15 protein-coding genes are annotated in these 18,540 nt (G+C 55.3%); 7 read left to right on the top strand and 8 right to left on the bottom strand.

Annotated elements, in window-relative coordinates; all coding sequences use genetic code 11:
* Positions 1–161 precede the first annotated feature (161 nt).
* Entirely contained in the window at positions 162–2,579 is a 2,418-nt protein-coding gene (locus FYC48_RS14720; RefSeq protein WP_149497481.1) for a sulfatase-like hydrolase/transferase, read from the top strand.
* A gap of 201 nt (positions 2,580–2,780) precedes the next feature.
* Complete coding sequence (locus FYC48_RS14725; protein ID WP_149497482.1) at positions 2,781–3,632, top strand: fumarylacetoacetate hydrolase family protein; 852 nt, start codon at positions 2,781–2,783, stop codon at positions 3,630–3,632.
* Between the two features lie 147 nt (positions 3,633–3,779).
* Here the strand turns inward: FYC48_RS14725 and FYC48_RS14730 are convergent, their stop codons facing one another.
* Genes FYC48_RS14730 through FYC48_RS14745 form a run of 4 tightly spaced genes read right to left on the bottom strand, consistent with a single transcriptional unit; the run spans position 3,780 to position 9,059 of the window.
* Positions 3,780–5,432, bottom strand: a complete 1,653-nt coding sequence (locus tag FYC48_RS14730; RefSeq protein WP_149497483.1) for a hypothetical protein — start codon at positions 5,430–5,432, stop codon at positions 3,780–3,782.
* Positions 5,429–6,376: an ABC transporter ATP-binding protein gene (locus tag FYC48_RS14735; protein WP_235034263.1), complete on the bottom strand. Its 948-nt coding sequence runs from the start codon at positions 6,374–6,376 to the stop codon at positions 5,429–5,431. Before FYC48_RS14735 ends, FYC48_RS14730 begins: the two co-directional genes overlap by 4 nt.
* A gap of 11 nt (positions 6,377–6,387) precedes the next feature.
* Complete coding sequence (locus FYC48_RS14740) at positions 6,388–8,628, bottom strand: hypothetical protein (RefSeq protein ID WP_149497484.1); 2,241 nt, start codon at positions 8,626–8,628, stop codon at positions 6,388–6,390.
* Positions 8,628–9,059, bottom strand: a complete 432-nt coding sequence (locus tag FYC48_RS14745; protein WP_149497485.1) for a hypothetical protein — start codon at positions 9,057–9,059, stop codon at positions 8,628–8,630. Before FYC48_RS14745 ends, FYC48_RS14740 begins: the two co-directional genes overlap by 1 nt.
* A gap of 208 nt (positions 9,060–9,267) precedes the next feature.
* On the opposite strand from FYC48_RS14745, the gene FYC48_RS14750 reads away from it, so the two are divergent.
* Together FYC48_RS14750 and FYC48_RS14755 are read left to right on the top strand one after the other, a co-directional pair.
* Positions 9,268–10,473, top strand: a complete 1,206-nt coding sequence (locus FYC48_RS14750) for a glycosyltransferase family 4 protein (protein ID WP_160149535.1) — start codon at positions 9,268–9,270, stop codon at positions 10,471–10,473.
* Positions 10,451–11,254 carry a class I SAM-dependent methyltransferase gene (locus tag FYC48_RS14755; protein WP_160149536.1) on the top strand — a complete coding sequence of 268 codons (804 nt, stop codon included), beginning with the start codon at positions 10,451–10,453 and terminating at the stop codon, positions 11,252–11,254. Before FYC48_RS14750 ends, FYC48_RS14755 begins: the two co-directional genes overlap by 23 nt.
* A gap of 3 nt (positions 11,255–11,257) precedes the next feature.
* Here FYC48_RS14755 and FYC48_RS14760 read toward each other — a convergent pair whose 3' ends face one another.
* Positions 11,258–12,565, bottom strand: coding sequence for a glycosyltransferase family 4 protein (locus FYC48_RS14760; RefSeq protein WP_149497488.1), 1,308 nt, complete (start codon positions 12,563–12,565; stop codon positions 11,258–11,260).
* 168 nt (positions 12,566–12,733) lie between these two features.
* On the opposite strand from FYC48_RS14760, the gene FYC48_RS14765 reads away from it, so the two are divergent.
* Both FYC48_RS14765 and lepA read left to right on the top strand, forming a co-directional pair.
* Positions 12,734–13,798: an ROK family protein gene (locus FYC48_RS14765; RefSeq protein WP_149497489.1), complete on the top strand. Its 1,065-nt coding sequence runs from the start codon at positions 12,734–12,736 to the stop codon at positions 13,796–13,798.
* Entirely contained in the window at positions 13,795–15,600 is a 1,806-nt protein-coding gene (gene lepA, locus FYC48_RS14770; RefSeq protein WP_149497490.1) for a translation elongation factor 4, read from the top strand. The genes FYC48_RS14765 and lepA overlap by 4 nt, the downstream gene beginning before the upstream one ends.
* 213 nt (positions 15,601–15,813) lie before the next feature.
* Here lepA and FYC48_RS14775 read toward each other — a convergent pair whose 3' ends face one another.
* From FYC48_RS14775 to FYC48_RS14785, 3 genes are all read right to left on the bottom strand, one after another.
* Positions 15,814–16,611, bottom strand: a complete 798-nt coding sequence (locus FYC48_RS14775) for a Nif3-like dinuclear metal center hexameric protein (RefSeq protein WP_149497491.1) — start codon at positions 16,609–16,611, stop codon at positions 15,814–15,816.
* 7 nt (positions 16,612–16,618) lie between these two features.
* Positions 16,619–17,149 carry a translation initiation factor IF-3 gene (infC, locus tag FYC48_RS14780; protein WP_149497492.1) on the bottom strand — a complete coding sequence of 177 codons (531 nt, stop codon included), beginning with the start codon at positions 17,147–17,149 and terminating at the stop codon, positions 16,619–16,621.
* Positions 17,150–17,378: 229 nt separating this feature from the next.
* Positions 17,379–17,615: an RNA-binding S4 domain-containing protein gene (locus tag FYC48_RS14785; protein WP_230773499.1), complete on the bottom strand. Its 237-nt coding sequence runs from the start codon at positions 17,613–17,615 to the stop codon at positions 17,379–17,381.
* Between the two features lie 364 nt (positions 17,616–17,979).
* On the opposite strand from FYC48_RS14785, the gene FYC48_RS14790 reads away from it, so the two are divergent.
* On the top strand, positions 17,980–18,501 hold the full coding sequence (locus FYC48_RS14790; protein WP_160149565.1) for a DUF4870 domain-containing protein: 522 nt from the start codon (positions 17,980–17,982) through the stop codon (positions 18,499–18,501).
* The last annotated feature ends 39 nt before the right edge of the window (positions 18,502–18,540 follow it).

An 18,540-nucleotide genomic window follows, 5' to 3' on the forward strand; every position in this document is an offset into this window, starting at 1 on the left:
CTGCGTTCAATCGATCGCCAACCGAGCCTTTATGAGGCCCAGCGCAGAGAACACGTGACGACGCGTGTGATCAGCCAGGCCTGGAGGCGCTGTCCAACCGGTTCGCCTCGCTGCGTTCTTCCCCCCTCCCCATTCCTTCCTTCGATTCCGGACTGTTAGTGATGATGAATCGGCCGATGATGCGTTTGCCTCACCTTACTTTGATCGTAGCAGTGTTCGGAGTTTTCGTCGGTGCGCGATCGCTCCCGCATGCCAATGCGACTGACGTTTCCTCATTGGAATCGGCGTGGGCGTTTCAGTTGCCCGATGGAAATCCGGCTTGGTTAAAGGTCGCGACCGAGAAAGATCAGGCAAAGTCGCCGGCGGTGGAGTTGTTGTGGAGTGTTGGCAGCGCGCGGCCCGCTTCGGAGGTCCAAGTCCAGGGCAACCAGATCCGCTTCAAGCGACGTATCCGCTGGAAGCCCGGTGGTGAAGCGACGACAAAGCTGATCGACGATCCGATGGTCGCAACTTTGATCGATAAGAACACTTTGGAACTAGAATGGACACAGTCAACGGTGCGGGAGGGGCAAACATCGCAACGAACACCGAGCGACAATGAACAAGAAACGATTCGAATGCGAGGCGTCCGGATTCCCGACCCACCCTCGCCTCCCGATCTGGCCGACGTGGAGTTCGGTGATCCCATCGAATTGTTCAACGGTCGCAATCTCGATGGCTGGAAGCTATCACGCGACAACAAGATCAACGGCTGGAGTGTGGTCGATGGCGAATTGGTGAACTCGACTCCGAAAACTGATTTTGGCGCCTATGGGGCGTACGGGAACCTAGTGACCACGCGGGAGTTCGAGGACTTTGAATTGTCGCTCGAATACAACGTTTCTGCCGGAGGCAATAGCGGCGTTTACTTGCGCGGCATGTACGAAGCCCAGGTGGTCGATCGAGACAGCAAGATGCAAGGAATCGCCGGGCCGGGGGCGATCTTCGGGCGCTTAGCACCTCGAGAAAATGCGGCACATCCGGGCGATCAATGGAACCACTATCGTTTGACCTTGGTGGACCGACACATCACCGTTGAACTTAACGGAAAGAAGGTCATCGACAATGAATTATTGGTCGGGTGTACCGGTGGTGGGATCGAATCTAACGACACGAAACCGGGGCCGATTTTTTTGCAGGGCGATCACACTGCGGTTCGCTATCGAAACATCGTTCTACGACCGGTGGTGAAGTCGACATCGAGACAGGCCACGCCAACAGTGGCAGTGCGATCGGCGACGAAGACGGCCGAGCAAAACGCCCGCCCGAATGTATTGATTATCTACGGTGATGACCAAGGTTCGGTCGATATGGGATGTTTTGGCGTCGAAGATTTGCAAACGCCCCACATGGATCGGCTTGCCAGAGAAGGCGTGCGGCTAACACAGATGTATGCCGCCGCACCGGTTTGTTCGGCCAGTCGAGTTGGATTGTTGACGGGACGTTACCCGGCGCGAGCCGGCCAGCCGGGCAATGGCGATCTGCGGACGGAAGAAACGACGATCGCCGAAACGTTTCGCGATGCCGGTTATGCGACCGGACATGTCGGAAAGTGGCACCTCGGACGCGAAGCGAAGTCGAATCCTGCGGGGCAAGGATTTCAGCGTTGGTTCGGTCATTTGGAAGGCTGCATCGACAACTACTCACACTTTTTCTACTGGTCGGGACCAAACCGTCATGACCTTTGGGACAACGGTCGTGAGATTCACCGCGCTGGAGAGTACTTTCCACGATTAATGGTGGACCGATGCAAAACATTTATCGATGAACAGTCCGATCAACCTTGGTTGCTGTATTGGGCTTTCAACGCGCCGCACTATCCTTACCAGGGGTCGGCCAAGTGGCTCGAAATCTATAAGGACCTGCCTTCGCCCCGCCGAGAGTATTGCGCGTTCACATCGACCATGGATGAATACATTGGCGAAGTTTTGGACCACTTGGATCGATCGGGTCTGGCCGAGAACACGATCGTGATCTATCAGCCCGATCATGGTCATAGTACCGAAACGCGAGCCTTTGGCGGTGGCGGCAACGCGGGGCCTTACCGCGGTGCAAAGTTTTCGTTGTTTGAGGGCGGCATTCGGGTCCCGTCTGTCGTTCGTTATCCCGGGCACATTCCGGCCGGTCAAACACGCGATCAGTTTGTGACGGCGTGCGATTGGTTTCCGACACTGTGTGAGTTGTGCGAGGTCACGCCTCCGAGTGTTCGACTGGATGGACGTTCGATCGGTGATGTACTTCGCTCGAATGCCGATGCGCCACGGCAGACATTTTATTGGCAGATGGGCCGTGGGTCGGGAGCACGTCGATCAGGAGCGCAGTGGGCGATGCGTGACGGAGATTGGAAGCTGATTGGAAATCCTCGCGACACGACACTCCCACAGACCCAGCAAGTTGCGGGAGGCAAATTGAAGGAATCGCTGTTCCTGGTAAATTTGCAGTCCGATCCTGGAGAACAAACCAACGTCGTCGATCGATATCCCGACATCGTCAAACGCTTGCAGGCGATGAAGGATGATGTTCTAGCCGACTTTGACTGATGTCCCCCGTGGTGGGCTTGCAGCAGGCTCGCACGTTTCGAACATTTCCGGAAATCGATTGATGCTAACTTGTGAGTCGACAGCGCTCGCGGCGGGCCCCGGCATCGGTGCCCCAGCCACTGACGTACGCGCGTTCGGCTGACGGGTCCAGGTTCGGTTCTTACCTTTCTATCCCTCACTAATTATCCCAAAGTTGATTCGATGCCGTTGTGCCGCATCCCTAAAAGCGACGGAACCACCCAGTACGCGTTTTACCGTGACGGAAACATTTGCCCGGTCGACTCGATCGTCGACGGTCCGGTTACCGATGAGAACGTGTTTGAACTAGCGACCGAAATCATCGGGGCGGGAAACGCCGCTGCGGATGATTCCTTCCAACCGGCACCAGCGGTGTTGTTGCCGCCGACGCCGACACCAGAAAAGATCTTTTGTATTGGGCTGAATTATCGCGACCATGCGATCGAGACGGGGGCCGAAATCCCGACCGAACCAGTTGTCTTTAGCAAATTCAACACGGCATTGATTGGCCACGGTCAAACGATCGAACTTCCCGCGATTTCAACGAAGGTTGACTACGAAGCCGAACTGGTGGTTGTGATCGGGAAAGAAGCGAAGGACGTTGCAGCCGAACAGGTGATGGAATGTGTCTTTGGATACGCCTGTGGGCATGACGTGTCGGCACGTGATTGGCAAAAGGGCCGCCCCGGCGGACAGTGGCTGTTGGGGAAGACATTCGATACCTTCGCCCCCGTTGGCCCCTGCGTCACCTTGCGTCAAGAACTGCCCGACCCGTCGAATTTACGCGTCCAAATGGAACTCAACGGTGAAATCGTTCAGGACAGTACGACGGCACAATTGATTTTTGACATTCCCACTGTGGTTGCCCACTTGTCAAAGTTCGTAACGTTGAAGCCCGGGGATTTGATCTTCACCGGGACGCCGCCGGGGGTTGGCGATGCCAAGGATCCACCGGTGTACTTAAAGCCGGGCGATCGCTGCAGCGTGATTGTCGAAGGCATCGGTACGCTGACCAATCAAACGACGTCGGCTTGAACTGGAGCGAATTTGCGATTGTCTCGAACGCCGGATCACCGTGTTGAGCATCCTGGGGCGGCGTGGTTCGTGCTAGCGGGCTGTCGGAAATCCGATCGATTCAAAGTTGTCGTTTTGCTGCGCGGGTCTGATGCCAGCGCGTTCGGCTTAGGGTTGTTCGATGGGAGCTGAATCGCTTGGGGATCGGTCATTTTGTTGATCTTGTTCGACACGTGCTGGCACGGCGATTCGTTCGACCTGGAATTCGCGAAAGAGCAAAATCAGGTTGAGCGCCATGATTCCCAAACCGCAGAATAGGATTAAGAATGTGACGTCGACTGGCTGTATGCCTCGCCTTCGAAACGACTCTCCCCATGTCCAAAACCAGTTTGACGCGTGCATCACGCTATAGTTGCTGGAGACCCTTCCAGTGAAGATCACGTCGAAGATGCAGGGAACCAGGATGCCGAGAAAAAGCAGTACGAGGGCGACGATCATCGGGGTGATGAACGAGGGACCGAAACGTTTCAACAGTGGCATCGAGAGCAAGCGGACGCAGCCCAAGTAGCCGAACAGATACCCCGCATTTAACGCGACTAAAAACAAAGGCGGTGACCCGTTATGACGGACAATGTCGGTCCCGGCCATCCAGCCAAACATTCCCATACCCGCCATCACGATCATTCCTGCCAGAGCAGTCGAGATGCAGAACATCAATCCCGTCCCTGGTCCCGGCATCCACCAACTGAGCAGCATTTTGGTCGCGTAGGTCGATGGCCACTCTCGCAGGACACGGGGGCTCAGTTCGCGTGATTCGCCGCAGATCAACGTTCCGGTGAAGAACCAGTAGACGGTGATCATGATCATGCCAAGGTTGATGAACTCGATTTCCTTGGTCGCCCAAGTCGCATAAACGATGGTGACGATCCATAGGATTTGCTGCCCCAGCATGATCGCTCGTAGCCTCGTTGAGCGATTTTCGGTTACCGGAGCAATCCTGGCGGCGGCCGCGGCAAGAAACAGTCCCACGAACGAAAGCGCCATTGTGATCGGTAAGGCGTAGCCCAAAAATGTTCCGCTCCAGCGTTCACCGAGCACTTCGGAGAGCACAAATGCACTGAGAGTGAACTCGGCAAAAACGACTAACGCGACCAAACCGACCAGCAGAAACGTCTGCAGTGTGCGTCCTTTTGCGACGGTCGAAAGTACCAACGCAAACGACGTCAGGACGAGCGACGTGACCAGCACCAAGACGACCGTCAATAGGATCGTGAGTAATCCGACCCCGCGGAGCAGGTAGCAGAACGCAAGGCAGGGTACGATCGCGGAAAAATAGATCAGCATCTGCAGGCAAGCGCTGTTCATTTTTCCGCTGACGATTCGCCATGCCGACAAGCGGGTGATCGCCAACATCTCGTACGTCCCTTCGTCCAGTTCCGCCGCCAGCGAGCGAAACGCGACCAGCGGGACGAAGGCCAGCATCGATACCGAAAGGATGATGAAGTAGCCACTCATCAAGTCTTGACCGCTTGGCAAGAAGTAGATGTCGGGCGCGTAACTGACCACCCCAATCACCGTCCAGGCACATGATGCGACTAACAGACAAAAGAACGTGATCAGAAACTGCCGACTCTTTAATGACTGGCGTGCTTCCTTGATCAGGATCGGATTGAGCTTAGAAACACACCGATCGCACCAACGTTCGATGTTCCCAAAGACGCCCTCCCCCTCGGGATCGAGTGCCAAGCTTGGATAGGGGATCGCATCGCTTGCACCGCCAAGCGACGGCGCGTCTGATGATTGTCGAGTCGCATCGCTCATTGAACCTTCCCCGTCGTGACTTTCAAAAATAGATCTTCGAGCGACTCATCGATCGGGCGATATTCCAACACACGAATTTTGGCGTCACACAATTGATGCAAGATTTGTATTCGGTTGTCGTTGCCAGCGACGGTTTGAAAATGGATGGCTTGTCCACGATGCTCGACATCGGTCACGGGTGGCAAGGCGTTTAGAACCTCGATCGCAGAATCCACTTCGCCATCGACGACGACGATCAAATCTTGGTGTGGTTTCGATTTGCCTTTCAGACCATCGACGGTGTCGTTGGCCAGAAGTGTGCCCTGTTCGATTATCCCAACACGATCACACATCTCGGCGAGTTCGCTGAGGATGTGACTGCTGATGAGGATCGTTTTCCCGTCGGCCGCCAGCGTTCGAATAATTTGACGCAATTCGATCCGAGCCCGAGGGTCTAAGCCGGCGGCCGGTTCATCGAGGATCAGTGTCGATGGGTCGTGGATTAACGCTCGACCTAGGCAAAGACGCTGTCGCATCCCCTTGCTCAAACCATTCATTGGTTTTTCGGACATAGATCGCATCCCGGTGAAGTCCATCACCCAGCGAATACGCCGGGTGCGTTCACGACCAACCAATCCATTCGAACGAGCAAAGAAGTCGAGGTATTCGGCGCAGCTGGTGTCACTATAAGATCCAAATGCGTCAGGCATGAAACCCAGTCGATGACGCACGCGATCGGGATCGTTAACCGACGAGAGCCCTTCGATAAATGCATCGCCACTGGTTGGTAGTTCGAGCGTCGAAAGGATTCGCATGCTCGTGGTCTTGCCGGCGCCGTTGGGACCGATATAGCCGAACACGCTTCCGCGAGGGACCATGAACGAAACATTGTCGACGGCTCGTGTTGGACCGAAGACCTTGGTGACCTCCTGCAATTCAATCATTGGCCCTTGCCAGGGCGTCATCGGAATTTGAGTCATGGCAACAACCCCGCAATCACACGTACGCAACCTTCCTGAACACAATCATCCAAGGCAAACCGCTCAGGATCGATTGCCGTAATCGCGACGAAAGCCTTCGTAGTGCTCCGTCGGTTCAATTCCGCGACCTTCTGTTCCAATCCGGTTCGAGACGAATCGGAAAAGAAGTTGCGAAATGCCGCAGGAACCCGGTTGGCGTCAGGCTCCAAACGATCACGTAGCACTGTACCGAGGATGTTCGGTTCAGCTCGTTCGAACGTTGTCGTCTGGCCGGCAGATAATTTATAGGCAACCCAGTAGCCACCTCTGTCGTCACGATACGCGATCGCCTCAAGTGGTTCGTCAAGCTGGTTCGTCACTGTGGGTACGTTACCACTCGAATCGATTTTGATTGGCAGCGATTGAAACGAAGGTTGCGTTTCCAAGAACTCGGTTTGCGATCGCGTTGACAGAAACGAACCATAGAAGCGGCGACTCTCCGGCAACTGCTCGATCAAATAATCACCCGACGATTCTTGGTCCGAAGTGCGATAGGTATAGCCGGTGATTATTTCGTAGTTACTGACCGGTAGCACCATCGAATCGATGGGAAAATGTAAGCCTTTCTTAGAATCGGCGATGGTGTAGTAAGTGTGTCGCAGCTGATCGACAGCCGGGTAATGGTCTGCTTGGGAGGCGATGCCCGCGGCGAAATCAGGATCAGCCGACACCGATGGGCTACGCGCATCGATCCAAGTCAACTGACGAACCTTGGCACGGTTGGAAAGACCATCGGAGAGAAATGCGTAGAGGAATAAACATCCTGTGACAAGAAATGCCAACGTGGGGGCGAGAAAGTATAGCCAGTGAAGTTTGCCACGACGACGAAGGACAAAGTACAGCACCGGCCCCATCACGATCACGAACACGCCGTTGAGCAGAACAAAGATTGAAACCGGCGGTTGCCCAACCGTGCTGATCAACCATCGCCAATAGCTCTCACTGCCGCTGGAGATGTTGACGCCTTGCCGTTGATGCCAACTACGGCCTGATTGTTTCAGTGCCAGCCAAAGGTGAAACGATCCGGGGAAAGGGTCGGCTTGGTCGATCAATGCGACTCGGCCAAAACCGTACGGGAACGCTCGTACCAATTGCTTAAGTTCATCACGATCGAGTTTCTTCGCCATCGGGCTGTTGGCGTCTTCAAGGTCTTTGTAAAAGTCACCGCGATTTCGATTGGCGCTGACGATCGTTTCGTTGTAATAAAACGATCCCGAGTACTCTTGATACACGTAATTGTGTTCAATGTTTTTGGAATTGAGTTCCATCGCATTCGTGAAGTCGCCAACGTAATTCGTGGCATCGACGTCGTTTGGTGTTGCCAACCAATGTCCCGCCTCAAATCCGTCAGCTGGCAGATCATAAGTCCAGATCTGGCCTCCGGCGGCAACCCACTTTTGAATCGCCCGCAGAATCTTCGGGCGTTCGCGTTCCAGCCGCAACAGTACCGAGCAGGGGAGAATCAATGTGTCGAGTTGGCTGTAGGCCAGCCAATCATCGCGAAGCGATGCCTCTTGTTGAATACGAAACCTTAAGCGTCCAGAGTCAAGCTGTGACGCAAAATTGAAAGCGTCTTGGTCGGTAAGTCGATCGGCCTTTTTATTACGAGGAATCGAGTCGTTCCCGATCACCGAGCTAAGCGCACGAAGATCGGGAAATCTTTCCCAGACACCATTTTGTAAGCGGGCGTCCAAAGGGATGACGACGCCGATCGACTGTTGTTGCCCCCAGTACTGAACCGGTTGTGGAATGCTGGTACGCGAAGCGCGGCGGTGGGTTCGGCGACCGTCTTCTTCGATCACAATCGCAATCCACTCCCATCGATAGTACGAGGGGACATTGACGTCGACTTGGTGCGCCGTCACGCCTTCGGGAACAACGACGTCGACAGCATACTGATAGTCCAGTCGTGTTTGATAAGTCGTGCGAGGCCGAAGTAGAATGCGAAGGTTCCGTTGCCTCGTAAAACTGGCCCCTAAGGGAACGAACCGTAGCTTGAGGGGGTGGAAACCGTCACCGCCAACTTGCTCACTGAGGACAGTCAACTGAAAGCCGACGTCCTGTGGTTTGGTGGGGGCAACGCCGACGACAATTTCGGCTCGAAGGGATTGGCTAGGCGTCGCGCCAATGACCAGGCTAATCACCATCAAGAGCCATCCCGTGACGGCGGTACGCTTGGATCGAAAACCTCCGCTCATCAGTGATCCGCCTCTGTTTTCGTGTTGGCGATCGCCCCGGTCACGTCACTCGATTCGGTCTCCGAACCGTGAAGAGGTCCGCCGTCGCTAGACAGAGTTAATCCGTGCTGTATTAATCCAAGCTGTGCTGATCCGGTTGGAACTTGGCCGGGCATCCATTGTGTGGGGGTATGAACGCGTTGTTGTTGAGCATCCCCGGCGGCGACGGCGCCGACTGTCGAAAAAAGGCTCGCCAACGAGAAACTGCCCACGTACAGCAAGAAGGGCGTCACCAATGCCAGGATCGCAGCCATCGCCATCACTGCCCAGGTCGTGTGATGGGCGATGGCTTGCTGAAAGATTGCCATCGCAACCCCCGATAGGGTCACGACCCCAATCAGCAATCGAAGTGAGATTTTGGGAAGCATCGGGGTGGAGGAGGCTTTACTCATTGGCATCACTGTTGACTGGCATCACTGGGGGTAAGATGAACGCCCAATTTAGCAGGGTTCGCTTGCATACGGCACAACGCCGAACGAATTTGGGCGGTCGCAAACTTCAAAAACATCTCTTTCCAGAAAATCCGAAGTTTTGCTAAAGATGAGATGTCGCGGTGTTGCTATCCCGACGAAACGAGCGAAACCGAAAGAGAAACGGCGAATGAGAATTCTTTACGAAGGAGCGATTTTCCAAATCCTTCGCTGTGGCGGCGTCGCCCGCTACTTCTCTGAGCTGATCGATCATTTGCCTGAAATGTTCGAGCCCATCGTTTTGGGGCCGAATGCCGAAGCCACTCGACTAAACAATCGCTCGTTGCAATACATCAGCGTGCAAACGGAGCCGCCAGTGTCTTGGCTCCGCAAGTGGACACGCGACCGTTTGCAACGGCAAATTGCCCAGCGTTTCGACTCGGTCGAGGCTGAAATCGAGCACTGGACGTATTACGGCGGGCTGTGTCGTCGACCGATTCGTCATGGCAATCGTCCCCTCGTGGTAACGGTATTAGATTTTATCCACGAAGCGTATCCGTCACTCGATCCGAGCGGGAAGCACGTGGCGATGAAAACCGAAGCGATCAAGTTGGCCGATCACTTGGCGTGTATCTCTCAGTCGACATACGACGAACTGTGTGAACGATTTCCCGAAGCGCGTAGCAAGGCATCGATCGTTCCGCTAGGGACCTCTCTGGGAGACACGACGGCGGCCCCGATCCCGACGGCACTTCAAAATTCGCCCTATATCCTTTTCGTCGGCCGGCGCAATAACTACAAGAACTTTCAAGTCGTTTGGGAGGCATGGAATCGGATCGCCGACCGGCGGCCCAAGCATGCCAAGCTAGCGATCGTCGGACCGCCGATGAAACGACGTGAGGCGACGGCGCTAGGTTTCCAGAACGACTCTGCTGCCGTTCTGGTTCCCAACGCAAGTGACGAAGTTTTGCGTGGTTTGTACGAACATGCCAATGCGTTTGTGTTTCCGTCCAAAGCAGAAGGTTTTGGACTGCCATCGCTGGAGGCAATGTGTGCCGGGACGCCGGTCTTGGTCAGTGACCTACCTGTGATGCATGAAGTCGTTGGGGACGCGGGCTATTTCTTTGACCCTGAAAATGTCGAAAGTGTGGCGGAGATGATGTTGGCATCACTGGAAGGCCAACTACCCGATCGAGATGCCACGGTGGCGGCCGCGAAAGATCGCGCGTCGACATTCAGTTGGCGAGCGACGGCCGAACGCATGGCCGAGGTTTATCTGGAAGTTTCACTTGAAGCCCCCAGGAAACCGACACCGCGAGTTTCCACGCGATGCTATGTCTCTTCATCTACTCCGTCTGACGCGGAACGGTCACGTGAGCGATTGCCTTCTCTGTAACGCCTGGAGCGATCACTTCGCAACGGCCACGATTCTATCGAAGTACGACGTTGACTATTTCCGATGTCGGGATTGCGGTTTTATTCAAACCGAGGCGCCGTACTGGTTGGATGAAGCCTACGATCAAGCGATCGTATCAACCGATGTTGGCTTAATTTCACGAAACGAACGCTTTGCCAAAACCACTGACCGTTTGCTGCGTATTGTTTTACCGGGCGCCAAGCGATGCCTTGATTACGGCGGTGGCTACGGCATGTTCACACGGATGATGCGTGACCGTGGACATCGGTTTGAGCATCACGACCCGTACTGCCAGAACTTGTTTGCCGCCGGGTTTAATGCGAACGTCGATAGCGATGTTCGCTTCGATTTCCTGACTGCGTTCGAGGTCATGGAACATCTCGAAAATCCACATCAAGAATTGCAAACATTCGATTGTTTGGCGGATAACTGGTTGGTATCAACGGAGTTACTTCCGGATCATCCGCCGTTGCCAAATGACTGGTGGTACTACGTACTCGACGGCGGGCAACATATTAGCTTGTGGTCCAAGCGGGCACTGCGGATCGTGGCGGAAATGTACGATCGCCATCTGATCTCGTATCGCGGCTTGCATCTCTTGACTCGTGAAAAAATGCGTCCGACCGTCGTACGCTATCTCATGCGAAACAAGTTCGCCGGCATTTGCGATCTGATCCGCCGCCGAAAGCCATTGCTGGGCGAGGACTTTCGCCAAGCGGTTGCCGAGACGAAGGCGGCCGCGCAAACGGTGAGTGTGTAAACGCTACGGTTTGATCTCGGGGCCGCAGAGCTCAACGAGTGACGTTGCTGCGGCGCCAATACTGTGTCGCTCATAAACACCTTGCCTTCCTTGATCGGCCATCTGCTCGCGGCGATCGGGTTGGTCGATCAGTGTGATGATCGCTTCGGCCAAGGCGTCGATTTCGTGCGGCGGAACAAGTGTGCCTCCGCCGGTCGAGCGGATCAATTCACCAAACGCCCCATGTTCCGGCATCACAACAGGGGTTCCCGCGGCCAGGGCTTCTAAAACAAACAGACCTTTAGGATCTTCGTATTCCGTCGGCACGCACAGTAAATCCATCTCTTGCAGGAACTGCACCTTCGCATCCAGGTCGGGGCTGCCGTGATACGTGAAACGATCGGTCAGTCCGGCTTTGGCAAGTCGGTCGCGAATCGTTTGCAGGTACGGACGATTGGCTTCTCCCAGCCAACCGGCGGCATGCAAAGTCACATGGGGGCGTTTGGCGGCGATCGCTTCAAAGGCTTCGACCAGTCGATGCAGGCCTTTCTCCGGGGCAATTCGAGCCAGATAACCGAGCTTGAACGCTTCGGTTGAATCGGTGGTCGGCGTCCGCTTTTCAGTGGGCAGGCGATCGTACGGTCCGAGGTCGATTGAGAGCGGTGCGATCCGTAACTTTGCTTCGGGGATCTCGAGCAGGGCCGCCATCTTGTCGCCATAGAACCGACTGTTGACGCAAAAGTAATCGACGTGGTCGACAAGCTTACTGCAGAGACGAATCGCCTCGGTACGATGCTTTTCCGGAAGGTGGTCTAGAAAGATATCGTCCCCTTGGAGCATCACGATCAACCTGCAGTTTGGCATGCGTTTTCGCAGCATCGGAAGTCCACCGCCGATCAGTAAGTTCGTCAGCACGACCGCATCGGGCTTTTCCTCGTTGGCGATCCAGTCGGCTAATCGTTCAAACTCTTGAGCCTGAAAACCGTCGCTCCCTTTTAGGATCGAGACGGCAAGTTCACCCAGCGATGCGGGGTCGGTCGAACTCGCCTTGCGGGTCGCCCAACGAATCAGACCTGGCGAATCGAGCAGGCTGCGCATCGGGCGGGGAAGCCAGCGAAGCCACGGCATTTTTTGCAACAAGTAGACATGAATTCCACTTAAGAAGACCCGTGATCCGGCGATGCTGACCTCATCGGTTCGAATCGGGGTGTAGACCGGTTGCAGTAAACAATCGACGCCTTGTTGATGCAGCGCTCGGGCGAGCGCGTTGTCGTGCATGCAGCTTCCACAATACATCCCGGCGGCACCGGCGGTTAAATACACGACCTTCATCTTTAGACTGAATTAACCGTTAGGGGGGAATGAAATGCCAATGGATTCTCCGAAGGTGAACAGCTCAATGATGCGAGAAAAAAGCTCGTTGTGAGGGCAACTTGACGGTTCTATACTCCGCGACCGTGTAACCCCAGGCTGTCTTCAATTTCCCCGAAAAACTGCCCCATGAGTGTTTCCAAAGCATCAAATCCAAACAAGTTCGCCGAAATCATTCCGGTGGCACAAGCGAACGGACCGTTTTACTGGGGAATTGACGTCGGTGGGACTGGGATCAAGTTAGGACTTGTCGATTCGGCAGGATACACGGTCGCTTTTGAGTCGATTCCGACGTTGGAAAGCGAAGGGCCTGAAGCGGCAATCAAACGTGTCGCGGAGGTGGTTTCGAGGACCGAGTCGTCGCTGGGCATCGTCGGTCAAGTTCCGCACATCGGCCTGGGGGCCCCTGGTCCGATGGATTTGCCCAAAGGCCTGCTGGTCGCCCCGCCGCAATTGCCATCGTGGTGGGGATTCAACATCGTCCGGGCGATCGAAACGGCGACCGGTCGACCGGTTTCGTTTCTCAATGACGCCAACGCGGCGGCGTATGGGGAATTTTGGATTGGGACCGGTCGTGACAGTGATTCGATGATCTTACTCACGCTGGGCACCGGGGTCGGTGGGGGCATTATTGTCGACGGGGAACTGGTTAACGGCATCAACAGCTTCGGAAGCGAGTGCGGTCACATCATTATTGACCCGTCGCCGACGGCCAGACTTTGCGTTTGGGGCGGCGGAAGAGGACAATTGGAAGCGTATGCGAGCGCGAGCGCCGTCGTCGATCGGACTCGGGAACGCCTACAAGAGGGAGCGACGAGTTCGCTTTGCGGGACGCTGGGCGGGGCGAACAACGAATTAACCGCGAAGAAGGTTTATCAGGCTGCCCAAAACGACGGCGACGATTTAGCATTAGAGATCGTTGACGAAACCGCAAAATGGTTAGGAATTGGCATCGCCACTCTCGTTCACGCCCTCGATCCGGGGGTCGTCACCTTGGGTGGGGCCATGAATTTCGGCGGTTCGGAATGCCCCATCGGCAGACGCTTCCTTTCTGGGATAATAAGCGAATTCCAACAGCGCACCTTTCCGAATGTATTTGAAGGCACATCGATCGCGTTCGCGACGCTCGGTGCGGCCGCGGGTTACCTGGGATTGGCTGGGTATGCCCGAAAACAACACGCGAAACCGACATGACCAAAAAACATATTCGAAACTTTTGCATTATTGCCCACATCGATCACGGAAAGAGCACGCTCGCCGATCGATTGTTGGAAGAAACCGGAACGGTCAGCTCGCGAGAGATGAAGGAGCAATTGCTCGACGATCTGGAACTTGAGCGGCAGCGTGGCATTACCATCAAAGCCCGTGCGGTGGTGATGAAGTTCAAACGCGGCAAAGAAGAATACGAATTGAACTTGATCGACACCCCCGGGCACGTCGACTTTCAATACGAAGTTTCACGCTCGCTGGCCTGCTGCGAGGGGGCGTTGCTGTTGGTCGACGCGTTTCAAGGCGTCGAAGCTCAGACGGTCGCGAACGCCTATGCGGCGATGGAACACGACCTGAAAATCATTCCGGTGATCAACAAGATCGACCTGACGCACGCTCGTCCGGACGAAGTCGCCGAAGAAATGATGAACTCGCTCGGCACCGATCCTGACGAATGCGTCCGCGTCAGCGCGAAAACAGGGCAAGGCGTCAATGGCTTGGTCGATGCGATCATCGAACACGTCCCTCCGCCCACCGGCGATCCCGAAGCGACGCTACAAGCGATGGTGTTCGATTCCAACTACGACGACTATCGCGGCGCGATCACCTACGTTCGGGTCATGCAAGGCACCGTCCGCAAAGGACAAAAGATCCGCTTCTTGCGTGCCGGAACGGTCCACGACGTCGTTGAACTCGGCCAATTCATGCCACAACGCCACTCCTGTGAACAACTTTCTGCGGGTCAAGTCGGCTACTTGATTTGCAATATTAAAAGCTTGGGCGATGTTCACATCGGCGATACGATCAGCATTCCCGGTGATTCCGCCGCTCCACCGCTGCCCGGCTATGCGCGTCCAAAGCGGATGGTTTACTGCGGCTTGTTCCCCAGCGACGGTCAGAACTTTTCCGACTTGCGCGACGCCCTTGAACGTCTTGCCGTCAACGACCCCAGCTTTGAATTCGAACCGGAAACCAGCGACGCCCTGGGCTTCGGTTTCCGCTGTGGGTTCCTGGGGCTGTTGCACATGGAAATCATTCAGCAACGACTGGAAAACGAGTCCGATGTGGACCTGGTCCAAACGGCGCCCAACGTGACGTATGAAATCGTCAATAAACGCGGCGAGACGATGACGATCCACAAGCCGCAGGATGTGCCCGACCCCGGTGACATCGAAGAATTTCGCCAGCCGATCGTCCGCTGCAATATCATTGTCCCCGTCGAATTTATCGGGGCGGTCATGAAACTGGTGCACGAACGCCGTGGAATCCAAAAGTCGCAGGAACACCTCGGCGCCCAACGTTCAATGTTGACCTACGACATTCCGCTCGCCGAAGTCGTCTATGACTTGCATGATAAGATCAAAAGTTGCACCAAAGGCTACGGCACACTCGATTACGAGATGGTGGGCTATGAGCCGGCCGACCTGGCGCGTTTAGATTTCTTGGTCAACGGAAAGCGTGTCGACGCACTCAGCATCGTCTGCAACCGCGCCGATGCCGATCGGCGTGGACGCGCGGTCGCAAAGCGATTGAAATCCGAGATCGATCGGCACATGTTCGAAGTCGCCGTGCAAGCCGCAATCGGCAGCCGTGTGATCGCCCGAGAAACCGTTCCCGCGATGCGCAAGAACGTGACCGCCAAGTGCTACGGCGGTGACATCACGCGGAAACGCAAGCTGCTGCAGAAGCAGAAAGAAGGCAAGAAACGCATGAAGGCGGTCGGCAACGTCGAGATCAGCCAGAAAGCGTTCATGGCCGTTCTTAACGAAGCCGAAGGCGGAAGCTAACGTTCCCGTCGCAGGAAGCATGACCTCGCAGGCTACTCCGCCGTGCGACACGTTTGCATCGACGCAGCTGCCAATGCTCCGTCTAGACCACGGTTTAAGCTCGGCTTGTCAGCCGACGAATGTCGCTCCAGACGACGGCACGGAAACCGTGGCTAACGCCAATCGGCTAATCCTGGCTCTGATCGCGGACGCCGCTAATGTGGCCAAGGTCGCTCACACAGAAAGCGAACGGATAGGGTCATGCTCTTGACGGCTGGCCCAGATGTTCAGACCGGCGAATTCCACAGACAGCTCTTCGGCGAGTTTTTCCATTGCGAATCGTTCGCTGTAGTAATGGCCCAGCAGCGCCAGCGTGACGCCCAGTGACTCGGCTTCGAGGCATTGGTGGAAGGTCGCTTCGCCGGTGATCAGCAATTCACAACCACGGCGATGAGCCTGAGAGACAAACGATCCGCCACTCCCGCATGCGAATCCGACACGCGATACAACGTGATCGGCAGGACCAACGACACGTGGTGCCGAGGCGCTGACATGAACGGCACAGGTGCGGATGACTTCATCGGCCGCGATCGGCTGGGCGAGGTCCCCCACCCGGCCGGCGCCCAGACTGTTCCCCGGTTCGGGATCAACGATCGGTCCGACGCCGGAAAGATTCAGCAGATCAGCCCAAGCTTGGTTGATCCCCGTTGCCGCCGAGTCATAGGCGGTGTGGGCGCTGTAGACAGCGGTCCCGGATCGGATGAGTCGCCACAGCAGTCGGCCGGTAATCGAGTCGGCGGTCACCTTTGCGAGAGGCCGGAAAGGCAGCGGATGATGCGTGATCACGAGATCAGCATCGGCATCGACGGCTTCGTCGACGACGCTGGGCGTGATGGTCAAGCATGTCATCACGCGTTCAACGTCGGCGTTTCGGTCACCGACAAGCAGACCGACGTTGTCCCAGGACTCGGCCAGGGACAAAGGGGCGATCTGTGCGAGTGACCGGCACAGCGAGTTGAGCGAAATCGACATGCTCGACTTACTTCGGAGCGATCATGCAGATCATGCGTTTGCCGTGTTGCTGCGGTGCGGTTTCTACTTTACCGACCTCTTCGAGCAACTCGATCACTTGTTCCATGACCTTTCGGCCTTCTTCGATGTGGGCCATTTCGCGGCCTCGGAACAAGACACTGACCTGCACTTTGTCTTTGTGCATCAAGAACTTTTCGGCGCGACGGATCTTTGTCCGGATATCTTCATCGCCAGTTTTGGGACGCAACCGAATTTCTTTCGTCTTGGTATGACTTTGATTGCGGTTCGTCTTTTTGTTCTTGTCGTACTTGTACTTGCCGTAATCCATGATCCGGCAAACGGGGGGCCGTTCGTTCGGTGCGACTTCAACGAGGTCGAGTCCAACGTCGCGGGCTCGACTGAGCGCCTCGTCGGTTGAAATCACTCCAAGTTGTTCCCCTGTTTCACTTACAACTCGAACGGGACTGATTCTAATGTTTGAATTGATGCGTACCGTATCGCGGTTGTCTGGCTGGTTGTTTCTTCGTGCCAACGCCACTTAAAACGTTCTTCTCCTGCCGGCTGGCAATCCGGACATTTTTGAAATCAAATCTCCCAACGAACTCGCCGCTTGGATCGCTGGGTAACGTCCAGCAGCCAATTTGACAGCGATTTGATGGGGGTGAGAGTGCCGGATGGTCCGGCCATAGACCTCTCGAAGGGAGCAGTATCCGATGACGGATCGGCGAGCGTCAACAGTGAAATCACCTGTTTCCCGCAGAATTCGCCTAACTATCAAAAAACGTAGCGTCCAATTCCAAGGTTTCCCCCATCGCTTGGACGGTATCGCCGATAAAAATCTGCTTTCGGCGTCGGGTTTCAACGATTCCATTGACGGTCACCTGGCCGTCCTGGATCCAAAGTTTGGCCTGACCGCCGGTCCCAACCCACCCCGCTCGCTTGAGGACGTCATCGAGACGCATCATTAACGTCGGCTCAGATTCAGAGGGGGCATGATCGGACATATCGATTTATCGCAATTTCTTCAATGCGTTGGAAATTAAAACACGACGTTCCCTGTCGTCGTCATCGCCAGATGCCAACCGTTTCGGCGCTCCGACGGAGATTACTTCCCAGAGTTCTGATCGACTTTGCCGGGCAAATACTACCTGCGACTTGAGTGACATGAAACTCTGATTTCTCATGCTCCGTTCTGCTCAATCGCTGCTCGTTCGATGGCCGACGGGACGCTGAATGATCTGGACGATTATCCGCCAACCGCCGATGGGGACAATCAGAACAAGTCAGAATTTCACGATTCGCGCCTACTTTCGGTGTCAATCGTGCATGGTAAGTAGCCACCAATCAATCACAACCAGGAGTGGTCCTATGACAGTCACCGACGAACTCAATCGTCTGCAACAGCTGCGTGATCAAGGCAGTTTGACGGAGGCGGAATTTGATGAAGCAAAACGCAGGGTTTTGAACGAGAACTCGGGTGCTGCCGGGAATACGCAGCACAGTCCCACAGGATACGGAGCAGCAATGAATCAATCTCAAGACGGCATGGTGCATGGCATCGACGAAAAGACGTACTGCACATTGATGCATCTTTCGCAGCTTTTGATCTTTTCGATGCTAGGCGTCATCGTCCCAATTGCGATGTGGCTGATCGGCAAGGAGCAATCGGACTTGGTCCGTCGTCATGGCAACCGGATGATGAACTGGCTAATTTCCGAATTGATTTATGGCATGGTGATCGGCGTGTTGTGCTTTTTCTTCATCGGGATTCTGTTGATCCCTGTGCTCGCCGTGGTCGGAATTTTGTTCCCGATTTTGGCGGCGATCAAAGCGAACAACAACATCTTGTGGTCCTATCCCGGTGCGATCCGCTTTTTCGATGAAGACTGATCATTCGGGCCGCAAACTGTTTGCTTGACGGCATGGCCC

It is taken from the genome of Roseiconus lacunae, assembly GCF_008312935.1.
Classification (GTDB): domain Bacteria; phylum Planctomycetota; class Planctomycetia; order Pirellulales; family Pirellulaceae; genus Stieleria; species Stieleria lacunae.